Source organism: Argonema galeatum A003/A1, from assembly GCF_023333595.1.
In the GTDB taxonomy this organism is placed as follows: domain Bacteria; phylum Cyanobacteriota; class Cyanobacteriia; order Cyanobacteriales; family Aerosakkonemataceae; genus Argonema; species Argonema galeatum.
The window spans coordinates 1-13,693 of the sequence record NZ_JAIQZM010000033.1 but is presented as its reverse complement, the minus strand read 5'-3'; the positions used below and the strand labels follow the sequence as shown (position 1 = coordinate 13,693).

Annotated in this window: 11 protein-coding genes; 3 read left to right on the top strand and 8 right to left on the bottom strand. The window is 42.8% G+C overall.

All coding sequences use genetic code 11. From position 1 onward, the window contains the following. Positions 1-72: 72 nt before the first annotated feature. The 8 genes from LAY41_RS25140 to LAY41_RS25105 all read right to left on the bottom strand — a co-directional run bounded on the left by LAY41_RS25140 (position 73) and on the right by LAY41_RS25105 (position 10,950). The gene (locus LAY41_RS25140; RefSeq protein WP_249104092.1) at positions 73-996 is read right to left on the bottom strand and encodes a glycosyltransferase family 2 protein; all 924 of its coding nucleotides are present in this window, start codon (positions 994-996) and stop codon (positions 73-75) included. Further along, positions 993-2,195: a hypothetical protein gene (locus LAY41_RS25135; protein WP_249104089.1), complete on the bottom strand. Its 1,203-nt coding sequence runs from the start codon at positions 2,193-2,195 to the stop codon at positions 993-995. The genes LAY41_RS25140 and LAY41_RS25135 overlap by 4 nt, the downstream gene beginning before the upstream one ends. After that, entirely contained in the window at positions 2,192-3,532 is a 1,341-nt protein-coding gene (locus tag LAY41_RS25130) for a flippase (RefSeq protein WP_249104085.1), read from the bottom strand. The genes LAY41_RS25135 and LAY41_RS25130 overlap by 4 nt, the downstream gene beginning before the upstream one ends. Before the next feature lie 83 nt (positions 3,533-3,615). Then, entirely contained in the window at positions 3,616-4,737 is a 1,122-nt protein-coding gene (locus tag LAY41_RS25125) for an O-antigen ligase family protein (RefSeq protein ID WP_249104082.1), read from the bottom strand. Positions 4,738-4,751: 14 nt separating this feature from the next. Then, the gene (locus tag LAY41_RS25120) at positions 4,752-5,024 is read right to left on the bottom strand and encodes a hypothetical protein (RefSeq protein WP_249104080.1); all 273 of its coding nucleotides are present in this window, start codon (positions 5,022-5,024) and stop codon (positions 4,752-4,754) included. A gap of 582 nt (positions 5,025-5,606) precedes the next feature. Continuing rightward, positions 5,607-6,485 carry a PEP-CTERM sorting domain-containing protein gene (locus LAY41_RS25115; protein WP_249104078.1) on the bottom strand — a complete coding sequence of 293 codons (879 nt, stop codon included), beginning with the start codon at positions 6,483-6,485 and terminating at the stop codon, positions 5,607-5,609. A 620-nt stretch (positions 6,486-7,105) separates the two neighbouring features. Continuing rightward, entirely contained in the window at positions 7,106-9,367 is a 2,262-nt protein-coding gene (locus LAY41_RS25110; protein ID WP_249104076.1) for a GumC family protein, read from the bottom strand. A gap of 125 nt (positions 9,368-9,492) precedes the next feature. Next, entirely contained in the window at positions 9,493-10,950 is a 1,458-nt protein-coding gene (locus LAY41_RS25105) for an SLBB domain-containing protein (RefSeq protein WP_249104073.1), read from the bottom strand. A 497-nt stretch (positions 10,951-11,447) separates the two neighbouring features. Between LAY41_RS25105 and map the strand changes: the two genes are divergently transcribed. The 3 genes from map (at position 11,448) to LAY41_RS25090 (ending at position 13,480) form a co-directional block, all read left to right on the top strand. After that, the gene (gene map / locus LAY41_RS25100; protein ID WP_249104070.1) at positions 11,448-12,209 is read left to right on the top strand and encodes a type I methionyl aminopeptidase; all 762 of its coding nucleotides are present in this window, start codon (positions 11,448-11,450) and stop codon (positions 12,207-12,209) included. A gap of 687 nt (positions 12,210-12,896) precedes the next feature. Then, on the top strand, positions 12,897-13,142 hold the full coding sequence (locus tag LAY41_RS25095) for a type II toxin-antitoxin system Phd/YefM family antitoxin (RefSeq protein ID WP_249104068.1): 246 nt from the start codon (positions 12,897-12,899) through the stop codon (positions 13,140-13,142). Then, a complete protein-coding gene (locus tag LAY41_RS25090; RefSeq protein ID WP_249104065.1) occupies positions 13,139-13,480 on the top strand; it encodes a type II toxin-antitoxin system VapC family toxin in 342 nt (113 codons plus the stop codon). The genes LAY41_RS25095 and LAY41_RS25090 overlap by 4 nt, the downstream gene beginning before the upstream one ends. The last annotated feature ends 213 nt before the right edge of the window (positions 13,481-13,693 follow it).

The window sequence follows — 13,693 nt, the reverse complement described above, 5'->3', positions numbered from 1 at the left end:
ATTTTTAGAGCTAACCTTGCACAGGGAAATAATTTAATTAGGCATAAACTATGTTAGTTTACCAACTGTTAATCATTGCGAACTAACCTGTAATTTACCTAAAACTTTATTTACTTTATTGATCGCTCTTTCCACTAATCCCTTTTCATACTTGATTTTAAAATACATTTGATCTGCCTCCCGATCTATTAAGAAAAATTTTGGATGTACTAGAGGAAATTCTAATTCATAAGTTTTCATATTAGCGAAGGGGTTGTTCGCATCGGATGTGTGAGTGGAGGCTTGTCCAAAACCTATGTTAGAAATTAAATTTTTATTAGGTAATATCGCGTATCCACCCTGACATAAACTAGAGAGTACCCACTGGTAATCCCAGGTATCAATCTCACCAGCATAAACTTTGTCCCAGATTTTACTTCTTACTTCATATTCCTTCTGACAACTGAGCATTTGTACCACTCCGTTTCCTTTTTTCAGTTCCTGCCAAAAGCTGATGTTAACATCATAGTATTGCCAAGCTCTGCGCCAACTAGCCCAACCCCAAATATGGGTAAGCCTGGAAAAATAATAGCTCTCATTATTGTTGCTTCCTGATATACCGAAATTATTGCCACCGATATGGGTAACTCTCGTATCGTGTCGGTAGTATTCTAGGAGTTCTTCGCAAAACCGAAAAAACGTAGGATGTGGCAAGCAATCGTCCTCAAGAATAATTGCTTCTTCAACGGTGTTGAAAACCCAATCTAAACCACTGGAAATACGCCGTTTACAACCCATATTAGTATTGGAATAATTCTTGAAAACTTCGCAGTCCCAATCAACTCGATCGATAACGGCGCGGACGAGAGCGCATTTTTCTGCTTCACCTTCTTTGTCTGCACGAGGCCCATCAGCAACTACTAACAGCTTGGGTGGTTTTGCTTCTCGAATGCGCTCAAATACCTTTTCCGTGGTATCCGGTCTGTTAAAAACTAAGAAAGCAACAGGAGTTTTCATAGGTACTTATCAGCGGTCATCATCGCCGAGTAAATGTTGTACTTCTCGATCGCAGAACAGGCAATCTCTGCCAGTTCGGGAATACTGGTATAAAGGGAAATGTATCGATATCGAAATGCCGCAATTCTGGGATCTGTTTCCTGGTAGAGGATGTCTTGAGCGAAATTCCCCCACCTTCCTCCTATTAGATCGATGGTCATTCCCGCATGGCCGGAGGGAAGCAGCATATGAGAGCCATGTACGCCGATCGCCAAACGGCTATCTGCATATATTTTGCAAGCTTCTCTTTCGGTTTTTTCATCATATTTATCTACTCTCAAATCTTCAATCCAGGCGGGAAATTGGGTTTTTTTACCTAAACCTGCGATCGCAAATTTTGCTGATGGTATCCTAGCTCGGATTTTCTCAAACAACCGCTGCACGTTCCTATTTTGGACGTATAGGGCCAAGTCAAGCATATTCAGTTTATTGAGAACTTTAATCCCCAAAGCATTACACCAAAGACGACTGCGATCTTGACGCCAGATAAAAGTTATTTGTAATTTTTCTGGCTGGAAGTTATGCTTGGCAACTCCCGTGAATCTACTGATATCAAACTTACTAGGATGGGAATATGCGTCGCTTACGTATATCTCCTCAAATCGCTTTGATTCTTCCCTCACAAACTTATCAAAACAGGAATAATAACATTGGCCATTTTTGAGATAAATATTCACCGTCCATACTTCTGCTACTCCCTTTGTAACCATCCATCGAAGGAATTTTGGCACTATTACAACTAAGCCATAATCAGGGTTATTATCGAGATACCTTTGAGCATTCAGTAATTTTAATAGGCTATGTCCGTAAAGAAAATCGATACAATTTAATATAATTACTCGCTGATGTTCCCGAAAAACTTCTTTAGTAATTTCAATTTCTTCTTTGTGAGGATTTTGGAGAGATTTTAGTAGAGGTTTGCCCAACCATTCCTGGCTACTCTCGTCACCAAAAAACACTCCTTTTGCCAAATCAACCTGATAAGGATGATTAATCGCATGACCAATCTTTAAATCTTCAATAAATTCAGTATGACATTCTGGACATTTAGATTTAACACAAACGTGCATACCTTGCCATAGGATATTTTCTGGCTTCAGTGGTTTGCCATTATAGGGACAATTTGATTGATGTTCTATTTGAGGTTTAATCTGAATCATCGTCCTAATGATAAAAGCCTTAATGCTGATTTATACAAATTAAAAGACCGGAAAATGTACAGAGCGATCGGTCTGAGATCTGTTACCAAAAAGTTGATCAGTACAGTCACCATAAAATAAGTTATTAAAGTGGCAATAGTCGCCCCTACTGCTCCCGCCGTCGGGATCAGGAACAGGTTGATGGTGATGTTAATCAATGCACCTATAACACTAATATACAACGAAAACTTTTGTTTGCCTTCGATAACTAGAAAAGCACTCCTAGCCACGCCAAAGTTACTTCCAAACTGCGCCCATACATATATTGATAATATAGACGCTGAATTAGCGTAATAAGGGCCATACATAAAGTTTACTATATGAGAGGATAAAAGAGAGACTGGAATAGCAACTACCAACCATAAAAAGAACATGATATCAAAATAAATTTGAAATGATTTCTGATAATCAGCTTCACTCCTTCTTTTGATCTCTGCCAGCTTAGGCAGAAAAGATACTGACAACATCATTGGTATAAAATCGAATAGCTCGGAAAGCTTAACGGCTACGGAATAAAATCCTAATTCTGCTTTATCTGTCAATAAAGTCCCAAGCATTACCTGGTCTATTTTTGAATAAATGAAAGTTGTGAAACCAGCTACTAATAAAGGCCAACTCTGCTGAAGTAAGCTCTTAGCACGCTTAATACTGCTTCGCCAAGCTTGAATATGATGACCGTTATTTCTATAGACAATTACCAAAGCTACAGCACCCAAAGCTATTTCGGCTGCTCTGGCCCACGCAAACGCAATTAGTGGGGCGCGGGTTTGAATCAAGGCCACTCTTACCAGGGCGATGAATATATAAGCTGAATTTTTGGCAAAAATAGTATATTTAGACTGGATTTGCGATCGAAACCACAAGTCGATGGTATCAAAAGCCTGAAAAATAGTTCCTATAGCTACAACGCCCGTCAGCCAGGGGAGTAATTTTTCCGATGGGTTGAGCAGAGAAATCGTTCCAACCGCCAGCGATAACGTTACGATACCGCCCATCAGCTTGAGAGTAAAGGCAGTACCAAGAGTTTCTGCTTTACAAGCAGGATCGCGAGCTATGTCCCGCACCACGATCGTATCTAGCCCCAAGTTACTAAGAGGAGCAAACAGCGCTACAAAAGTCATCGCATAGTTGAATAGCCCGAACTTTTCTGGGCCTAAATAGCGAGCCACCCATACCCCCACCAACAGACCTACACTCAGTTGCAGGATTTTTTCCGAGAATAGCCAAGCGGTGTTCGCCATAATTTGGCGCAAACCAGGGCTAAGTTTTTGAGTGAGTGTGGCGAACTTGTTTAACATTAACTGTGTTAAATCTCCTAAAAAGTGGTTGGAGTACTAGATAAGCCGCTGCGAAAGACGCAAGGCAACAATAACTCTCTTTATCAAGGGCCTGCCCGGTTTGATGGCTCTGTTGGTTTTAGGGAAGCGGCTTCCTGAGATTTGGTACGGTCATCGCTGAAGTTTTTTTGTGCAATGTCTAGGCTCAGTCGAACTGTCGATAAAACATAATAAAACCAAGTATAGCTTAAATCAATAATCGCACTTTCGGAAAGGTTCCTCATAAACATATACGTTATAAGTATTAGGGGCAGTACCGAGTCAGGTTTTTTACTACGAATCAAATAGATGACTGCCATAGCCAAACTGGTAACAAAGGCCAGAAAAAATAATATTAACCCAATCCAACCTAATTGCACGTATATTTCTATAAAGCCATTATGAGAATTGGGTGGCCTCCATTCATTATCAGTTATAACTGAATGAGCGGGGTCATCAAAACCTCGCCAGGGTTGCCAAAAACCGACGTATCCATAACCAAACACCGGACGCTTGTTGGCCAGCGGTATAATCATTGCCCATATAGTTGTGCGGCCTGTAAACGTCAGATCCTTACCTAGCCAATCCACGACAATTAGTGGTAGATTGTCGGTTATCAAAATACTTAGAGAAGCGCTTATAACTAGAAAAAGTACGACCGCAGTAAAAGCCCACTGAAAATTCAAACGTTTAACATAACGAAGGTATGAGGAAAAGGCTATTAATATAAAGCTGGTAACTAAAGCTCCTGCGGATTTAGCGCGTTTCATGAAAGCAAATGATAAAACAGTCATTCCTAAAGACAGCCAGCGCCCTTTTGGTTGATAAACTGCGTGCAAATACCACAAAATCGCACTCAAACACATCAAACCTGAAAAGGCATTTTTTGAGTATAGAACGCCTGCCCATTCTTCTCCAACTGGCGGTTTTAATAACAAACTTAAAAGCGCTACTCCTAAATTGCTCACTCGCAGAATACCAGCTAATTCTTTCCAGCTATATTGATTGCACAAGTAAACGATAAAAAGATGTGTTCCAAGTAACACTGCACTAGCTCTCAACGTTAGCTCTGGCGTTCCTGACCAGAAGGCAGACATGAGCGCTTGAAAAACCAAAGCCCATAAAAAAGGGTTATGAGAAATAAGTGCTAAAAACGTAGTTACTGAATTCTTAATAACAGGCCGCAACCTTGTAGATATTATTAAAAAAAAACTGCAAATACACCTACTTGAATTAAATCCAAATTTTTTACTTGTCTGGCAGCTAGCCCAGAGGGATTAAAGTAATTAAATGGGGCTACTGTCATTCTCGACGAACACAATAAAATGAAAAATATAAAGTATTTCTCTATTTTGGCAGCAACTTTTTCCTGTCTGGCATAATGAAATAGAACTACAGTATAAATTCCAGCAATACCAACTATAAGTAACAAAAGTACGGGATTACTTTGAAATAGTTCTTTTAGGGCTTTCATATATTAATTAAAAAAACTAAGTTAATTTGCTGTGTAAAATAAGGGATAAAAATATTTATCTACGATTGCTCAGTTTGTTTATCCTGGCGTTGAGGATGTTTGCTCACTGGGCAAATTATCATAATTTTACCTCAAAAATATTAACTTACCCAATCCCAAACTTTGCCAATAAGTTCCTTACCCACCTAAGTTAGCGCCAATTCCTAAAAATTCCAGGAGCCACAAAGGAGATCTGAGCTAAGCCTATAGCTCATGATGGGTGGTAGTCTCTCTAAGCATACCACTACAGTAGCAGATAAGATTTGAATCTGCCTAAACCGCCCATCCTATCCAGCCAAAATAACTACCAAGAGTCCCACTATGCAAAAAACAGCAAACGGGCGTCGCCAGAAAGTATGGCCCAAATACCTGGCTGGGAGGTCAGGAAGATCGCGCTTTGGCTGTCAACCTGGAAATCTTTGGCAATTCTCTGTCAGAGCAGTTTTTTAATAGCAGGGTTTAATGGCAGGGAATTTTAAGTAATCTGCTGAAAAACAAACATAACTTTTTTCAGCAGTTACCAGTTCTGGCTTGAACCCTTTTCTAAGCCTTCTGCTTAGCAGCACTACGGCGACGGCTACCAGTTACTAAACCAACTGCTACCACTCCTAAACCTAGAAGCGTGGTGGGTTCGGGAACTGATTTAGCTGTAAACGATGCGCCAACCAAGGAGAAGTCGCTGCTTTGGTTATCTTTGAAGGTCTTACTACCGCCAGCTTCTAGCCTCAAGGTTGTGATCGCTAAATCGGCGAAAGGATTTTTCCAAGTATACCAACCGCCACCTTGTTTGCTACCATTTTGGCTATCCGTCGAGGAACTCAGGTTGACCAAGCTGCCGCCATTTACGTCAACGATCGGAGTATAGGTCTTTTCAACTTTATTGCCATTGAGATCAGTTGCCGTCAGCTTTACTGTCTCATTGACCTTATCTCCAAATATCCCATTGCCGTAGAGGAAACCTAAATCTAAGCTTTCCAGAATAGAAGCACTCCCAGGCGTAAGGTCAATAAACTCATTGCCGCCAAGTTCGCCGTAAGTCAGAGTATCGTACCAGCCGCCGTTGGTTTCCTTAGCGCCACTGTTGACGCCAATACCCTTAACGCGGTTTTTGTCAGAACCAGCTATAGTGTTTCCTGTCAGATCCTGAATGTATTTCCCTTGGAGCAAAGCGCCTTGCTCAACACCGTTGACCTTAACACCGGCTTTAATTTGAACGCCGTCAGCAGTCGAGCAGCTAGGGGTGCTGTTAAGGCTATCGGATCTAGTGCCTATTTTCCCCGTGAAGTCAAGCGCACCAGTACAGGTGCCTACGTTTTGGTTCGTAGTGAAGTTAAATGATGCGGCTTGGGCAGGAGCTGTCCCCAAGGCGAGAAAACTGCCAGCGATTAGGCCGAGACCGATTGAAGTGTGGTTGAGTTTCATAATGTTTCCTCGTTATCTTTTAGGCCAAGTTGCGTAACATATTGAGCTAACTCTGGGCTTGGGCGCTCTTGTTACTATTACTATATTTCATATATAACGCCTTTTAGACCTGAATGTCATCGTTTAATTTACTTAGATGGTTTGATAAAGTTTTGATAAACTACTGAGGCGAGCTTCAGTATGCCCAGGACACAGGATCTTTACAAACAAGGTGGGTGTAACTCAACAACATTAAAAGTAAAAACTCAAGCGTCAACTTTCCTGAGTGGTATATCTTTAATTATTAACTCATCTTAGACTTCGATGTCATCGTTAAATTTACTTAAATAGTGCTGCTGGTGAGATCGCGATCGCGCTATCCCTTAAAATATTACCACTATAGCCACAGTCAGATATTTTAGGACAGTATTGACCGCTCAAACCAAGCAAAGGACTGTGTTTGTAGGCTTCCGTTGCACTTTGCTATATGTGCTGTATAGCCGGCTTGTTAAGCGATTATGAAGATGCTCCTCAAAGGGAGAGACGACACACACGGAGATATTTTTAGACAAAGTTTCCCCGCATCCTATCCTACTGTATGCTTATCTTCGTGCCATTTCGCTATCAGTATGTGTTTCGCGTCACTGATATGAGCTAGCAGCCTTTCCTTTAACACCATTGGCAACTATTCCCAAAACTGAAGCCCCACCAAAAGTTAAGCCATCTAATGCCTTCATTAACATGAAACGGTCAGTTTTGTCAATATTGACGACAACGATAATTCCACCCGCATGGGAAGCTAGGAGGCTGCCATCAGCGAGTCCCACCAGAGGTGGCGTATCGTAGATAACTAAGTCGAAGAAGGCTTGGAATTGCTCCATTAAATGCCACATTTTTGAAGAGGAGAGCAGCTTAATTGGGTCTGAGGGAACCGGGCCAGCAGTCAATACAAACAGGTTGTCCTGCCAGGCTGCTTCTGCTTCACCGCTACGAGATCGCTGGATAACTTCATTAAGACCGATGTCTGTGGCAATGGCATCGCTGAGTCCGCGCACATTCGGTAAGTCCATCATCTTATGCAGCTTAGGACGGCGCAGATCGGCGTCCACCAGTAACACTCGCTGACCAATAGCGGCTGCCGTCTGCGCTAAGTGCAAAGCCACGGTAGATTTACCATCTCCAGGCCCTGCCGAGCTAATTACCAAAGATTCGACAGGACTTTCAGCACTCAGCAAGCGGATATTCGTATGCAGAGAGCGGAAAGCTTCCCAAAACATAAAATCCTTATCTTGCTTCGGCTTCTCACTCCGCTGCAGTACAAGAAGATTTGTGGCCGCTGCTAGTTGAGACAAACTAGCTAATTTTGCTACGGAAGCCAACTTTTTCCGTCTCTTGGCCAAAGGTATAACTGCTAGTATGGGCAGTTTGGTTGCAGCTCTAATTTCTTCAGGAGTATGGAAGACATTATTGATAATCTCCACCAGGAAACCTACTCCTATAGACAACAAGAAGCTCAAAATAGCTACTATCATTAGCTGGCGCTTAGTTTTATTCGCTGTAGCAGGTATGAAATTACCCTTCTCATCCTGCTTTACCTCAGGCGCAACAATTAGCTCCCAAGGCGCTTGTTCTTGGGCAGCACTTATCCGTAACCCTTCTTGCTTGGCTAAAAATTGATTAAGAGCATCGGTGGCAATTTGTAAATTTCGCTGAATATCGGCGTACTGGCGATCTACATAAGGCCATTTTTTCAGTTTTTGATTTAACATTCCTTGACCTTGTACAATTGCTTTCTGGCGAGCCTCTAGTTCCCGAATTTGTCCGGCAGCTTTTTCCACAATCGCTTCAGCTTCTTGACGCAACAGGGAACGCATATTTTCCTGTTTTTGGAGTAAAATTTTCATCGGAATGCTGTCTTGCTGGAATTGCACTGAAGTTTGTGCAATCTGACTATCTAACTCCTGCGCCTGTCTGAGTAACTGACCATAGGCCACAGCATCGTTACTTAGAAGCGAGGTAGGGTTGTCTTGGGCTATCTTTTTTAGGTTGGCGTAGACTATTCTGGCCTGAGCTAGTTGTTGTTCCACGTCTGCTCGTGCGTTAGCCAGATAAGTTGCTTGACGAGACAGTTCTTCGCCCTGAGTCTTAGGATCGGTCAAGTTGTTTTCCTGCCGCAGTTTTTGTAGTTGCCTTTGCAGCGTGTCAACTCTGTTTTCCAAGTGAGGCAGCTGTTCTTCAATAAACTTAATTCCCTGCTGCGTGCTTGTCAGGCGTTGCTGGAGACTGTAGGCTAGATAAGCTTGGGCAATTTTATCCAATACCAACTTAATTTTTTTTATCTCGTCATCTTGGTAGCTGACTTCTAAAATTTTGGTTCCTAGTTGTTTTCCATCTTGTAAATAATTAATGCGCGTAATCTTCAGTTGCTTGCTCAATGAGTTATAAGTAATATCCGGATACTGAGTTTGCAACTCCTTGATGACTGGCTCCATTAGTTTTGCACTCTGTAAAACCCTAATTTGAGTTTCATAATCCAAGGTATCGGTTGAGATCCTAATATCTTGTGCAGCTGTTCTTCCACCTAGTGTTTGATCCAGTAAGGCTAGCCTGGTCAATTTGGCTTCACTTGTTACAGGCTCAACTAAAAGCTTAAACAAGCCTTCATACACTGGAGGAGTCTTCTTTGCTTTCAAGACCAGCAAACTGCCCAGGGTTCCAGTTAAGGCAATTGCTACAAACAGTATTACAAATGCCCGACGGCGTAGAACTGCCAACACCCAACCGATGCTAAGTTGAGAATCATCGCTCTCCGATGGCTGATCTGTGTAGCTTTGCGACAATGACTGAGAGTGCTTGGCATTACGCTTGGGTGAAAGCGGATGGAATTCGTGTTCTGTATTCATATTTTTACTTCGTTTGAAGTGAGTTATACCTCAGAAAAATCCCTAAGCTTTGCTTAATTCGATACTAGCCACATAATCCGCGAATATTCATCTTGTTTGTCTACCTGATAGGATCGCTGTATTGACTAAAACAGCCCCAGAAGTCTCAATAGGACAGAAATATTATTTACAGGTCTTAAGAGAGAGTCTATGGTGTCCAAAACTCTAGTCATGCCAGATCGACTTACTACGATCGCGTCGTTATTGCGGAGTAGGGGATTATTTACCTCGTTGATGCTTTCGGCAAAATCAACAACCACTGTTCTTCGAGAAACAGTGCCATTTTGGTTGAGGCGAATCAGTTCTACAGAACTTTGACGCGCTCGCCGTCTGTCGAATCCTCCCGCTGCCAGCAGAGCCTGATTTAATGGGGTATTTGGTGGCACCTCCACCACTCCAGGCTTGGGAACTTCTCCTACCACGTTAATTCTAATAGTAGCGGGGGAAAAAGTAGCCGTAGCGATTTGGGCTGCTTCTGTAGGGTTTACGTCGGTTGCAGTGGGGACAAAAATGGTGTCTCTATCTTGCAATACCAGTTCTTGACTGATATCTCCTGTCTGCAATAGATTCCATAGGTTGACGTTAATAATTTGTTGTGCGCCTGCTCTAGTGAGCCTGCGTACCTGGATCTGGCGAATATCAGCTGCGGAGGTAATTCCCCCAGCCTGCTGAATTGCTCTTGTCAAACTTGGAAGGATAGCGGCCGATCTATCGGCATTGGTGTTTACTCCTCCTCGTTCAGCTATGATATATGTCCCAGGACGGGCAACTTCACCCGCAATTGCAACAGTCAGCGGTCGAATTGGATCGACTCCAAAGTTTGAAGCAGCTATCTGGCTGGCTTGTACCTGGTTGAAATTACTTTGAGTGGGGACGAAAATGGTGTCTCCGTCGCGTATTTTGATGTCTTGATTGCTAGCACCTGCCTGCAATAGTTCTGTCAGATCGAGTTTTATCACTTCTGGCGAACCTGACCTTTTCTTTCGGCGTAGCTGTACGTTTGCGAGATCTGCACTTAGATTCATTCCCCCCGCCAGCTGAATTGCCTGCGTCACAGTTGGAAAGCGTACATTTGGAGACGAAGGCTCTCTGACAGATACGGTGTAGGTTCCAGGACGCTCCACTTCCCCCGAAACCAAAATGGTTACGGGACGAGGCTCCACAAGATTCACCGTGATCGCGGGATATTTGAGGATACTAGCGTATTTAGCAGAGATCGCCTCAGACGCCTGTTCCAATGTCAGCCCGAATAGGGATATTTTGCCAACCAGGGGCATATTGATTGAGCCATCTACTAGCAGCTGGTACTCCCCGCTGTATTGGGGGACTTCTAAAATATCGATGCGGATGCGATCGCCTCCTCCTAAAGTGTAAGCTGCTGTCTGCGATTCCACAAAGCTGCTATTCTGCTGTCTTGGTGCAGACTGTAGCTGAGCAAGCTGTAGCGCCAGGGAAGGAGTTGGGCTAGCAACGAGCGTCAAACTCAACAGCACAAGACCCGCAAACGACGGGGTAATTTGTCTGGAGAAATCAGAATAGACCATTAGGAAACATTTTTGCTCCACTATCTTTTAAATTTAAACTCCCCAAGGCGAAACTGGCACACTACAGATGGTTATAAAACAAAGATTTATCAGGTATGCTCTGTTATCTATCTTGTGTCACTCTAAGCAGAGGAAAATTGGTAATCCACCGACCAAGTGGGATGTTGAATAGGATTAGAGAAAAAGTTCATCAAAGCAATTAAACGAGGAAACCCCTGCTCTTTCGTACAAAGTCATGCTAAAAGTCAAAAGTTTATCTCACAAGCTTTACTGGGCAAGGCTTTCAGGTTATGTTCAGGTTTTTTTAAGTTAAACTCTTGCCCAGTAAAGCTGACAAGGAATTTAGCATACCAGAAACGGAAGAACCCTAATACTCCGGTTTACCGAGAGTTGGATATAGGGGCAAAACGGAATCTGCCAAGCGGTAAAGTCAAAAGCAAATACTTAGATGCTACCGTATCCGTGACAATAATTATGCCCTTAAGGAACAAAACAGCATGAAACGCGATATGGTCGAGCTTTTATCGGGTCGGGAGTTGGACAAAATGCGTCAAGCTGGGCGCTTGGCTGCCGAACTTCTCCTCCATCTGGAACCGATGATAAAACCAGGGGTAAGCACTCTGGAAGTCAACGACGAGGCAGAACGCTGGACTAAGGCTCGTGGGGCCAAGAGCGCTCCGCTTGGCTACAAAGGATTTCCCAAATCTATCTGCACTAGCATCAACGAAGTGGTATGCCACGGCATTCCTAATGCTAAGCAGATTCTTAAAGAGGGGGACATCATTAATGTTGATGTGACGCCTCTTGTTGATGGTTATCACGGCGATACTTCTAAGACTTTCCTAGTCGGTACGCCTTCACCCAAGGCGAAAAAGTTGGTCGAGGTGACCCAAGAGTGCCTCATGCGGGGTATTGCAGAGGTCAAGCCAGGGGCACGGATCGGCGACATTGGTGCTGCTATTCAGGAGTACGCTGAGTCGCAAGGCTTTTCGGTAGTGCGGAATTTTGCGGGACATGGTGTCCACCGCGTTTTTCACACTGCGCCTGAAGTCCTCCACTACGGTAAGCGAGGGACGGGTATGCGTCTAAAGCCGTGGATGGTTTTTACTATTGAACCGATGATTAATGAGGGCACATGGGAGGTGGAAATCCTTAAAGATGGGTGGACTGCTGTCACTAAGGATAGAAAACTCTCTGCCCAGTTTGAGCATACTGTGGCTGTGACTGAGGCGGGGGTGGAGATCCTCACCCAAAGCTGAGAAGATACTAAAAGAGTTGCAGTAGTAGCAAGTCTGCAACTCTACGGGGAATGCGATCGCTTTATATGGGTGTAAATTAATCTCAGCAAGGTCACCAACTATCAATGTTTTTAATCAAAGATTAACTAAATGATAACCAATAATTGTAATTATTGATATTCTGCATGGTGTCATTGCAGTTACTGCATAAAATCTGAATATTACGCCTTAAGATATATGACAAGTAATCTAAAATTAACAGAAGCTACATATATATGTTAAAGGAGAAAGTGAAATGAATACCGCAGTCAAAACGTCAGTTAAGGCATCAGCTAGTGACAATAACGACAGTTTTAACTTTGACCTATGGGCTAGAGAAGTTAAACCCCAGCTGCTTGCTGCTCTTAAAAAAAGAGCCGAAAAATAATCGGATTTTGGTACATAATTACTAAGCATATATACTTATACGCGAAAAAAACAGACATTAAACTCGGAGAAAAAGTTAATGCTACGCATCGCTAGCGCGATCGCAATTGGGAAGCGCTGGCTAACCGAATCAACGCGGCTATTACAGCAGAAGAATCTTTGCAAGGTAAACTAATTCGCGTTGTTCGTCCTGCTCTTTCACCGTAGAGTACAGAGATGATTAAATAGCGATCGCTCTCCGTCTAAATGATCGAATTATTATAGTAGAAATAGAATAAGATTGTGAACGGTCAACAAATGGCACACATTACCACGACTGAATTACCCCAAACCCTCCAGACTCTACTTATAGAGGTCGAACGTACCAAAACCCCTCTAACCGTCATCCATGAAGGAAAAGCATTAGTGATTATTTATCCGGCGACTACCCAAGCTCCACGCCCCTCCTTTGGTGCAATGAAAGGAAGCGGTGAAATATTAGGAGATTTAATTGCTCCTGTCGCCGAACTGTGGGAAGTTTTAGAATGAAACTTTTACTCGATACGCACATTTGGCTTTGGTATTTACTGGGCGACCCACGCCTATCGCCACCACTTCAAACGGCGATCGCCGATCCTAACACTGAACTTTGGCTAAGTCCAATTAGCATTTGGGAAACACTCATACTTGCAGAAAAAGGACGGATATCTTTACAGCCAGATCCGGTTACATGGGTTAACTTAGCTTTAAAAACTCTGGAAACTCGTGAAGCCCAAATGAATCACTCCATTGCCATTTTAAGGCACTATCCGTCCAATCATCGCATTCTCATGGTGGAAATGGATAAGATTGTGAGTGGAAAAAGATGTTGGGTTTCCTTGCGTTAACCCAACTTACGCCGAATTTTTAAACAGTTCATTAGAACGCGAAAGCTTGACCTACACTCTTTTAAATTATGCCGATAAGACCTATTTTGTCTGGCTCTTCCGTACTTAGTGTGCTAAAATGTTATGAAAATGCCACAAGAGTAAAGCCCGTATTTCAAAATTATTAAAATTTCTAAATCCAAATCCACAACGTTTTAACAATTTTAATTTATT

What these genes read in the sequence shown, in the direction of transcription:
- LAY41_RS25140 (WP_249104092.1), bottom strand. Translation starts at nt 996, where the DNA reads ATGAAAACTCCTGTTGCTTTCTTAGTTTTTAACAGACCGGATACCACG.
- LAY41_RS25135 (WP_249104089.1), bottom strand. Translation starts at nt 2,195, where the DNA reads ATGATTCAGATTAAACCTCAAATAGAACATCAATCAAATTGTCCCTAT.
- LAY41_RS25130 (WP_249104085.1), bottom strand. Translation starts at nt 3,532, where the DNA reads ATGTTAAACAAGTTCGCCACACTCACTCAAAAACTTAGCCCTGGTTTG.
- LAY41_RS25120 (WP_249104080.1), bottom strand. Translation starts at nt 5,024, where the DNA reads ATGAAAGCCCTAAAAGAACTATTTCAAAGTAATCCCGTACTTTTGTTA.
- LAY41_RS25115 (WP_249104078.1), bottom strand. Translation starts at nt 6,485, where the DNA reads ATGAAACTCAACCACACTTCAATCGGTCTCGGCCTAATCGCTGGCAGT.
- LAY41_RS25110 (WP_249104076.1), bottom strand. Translation starts at nt 9,367, where the DNA reads ATGAATACAGAACACGAATTCCATCCGCTTTCACCCAAGCGTAATGCC.
- LAY41_RS25105 (WP_249104073.1), bottom strand. Translation starts at nt 10,950, where the DNA reads ATGGTCTATTCTGATTTCTCCAGACAAATTACCCCGTCGTTTGCGGGT.
- map (WP_249104070.1), top strand. Translation starts at nt 11,448, where the DNA reads ATGAAACGCGATATGGTCGAGCTTTTATCGGGTCGGGAGTTGGACAAA.
- LAY41_RS25090 (WP_249104065.1), top strand. Translation starts at nt 13,139, where the DNA reads ATGAAACTTTTACTCGATACGCACATTTGGCTTTGGTATTTACTGGGC.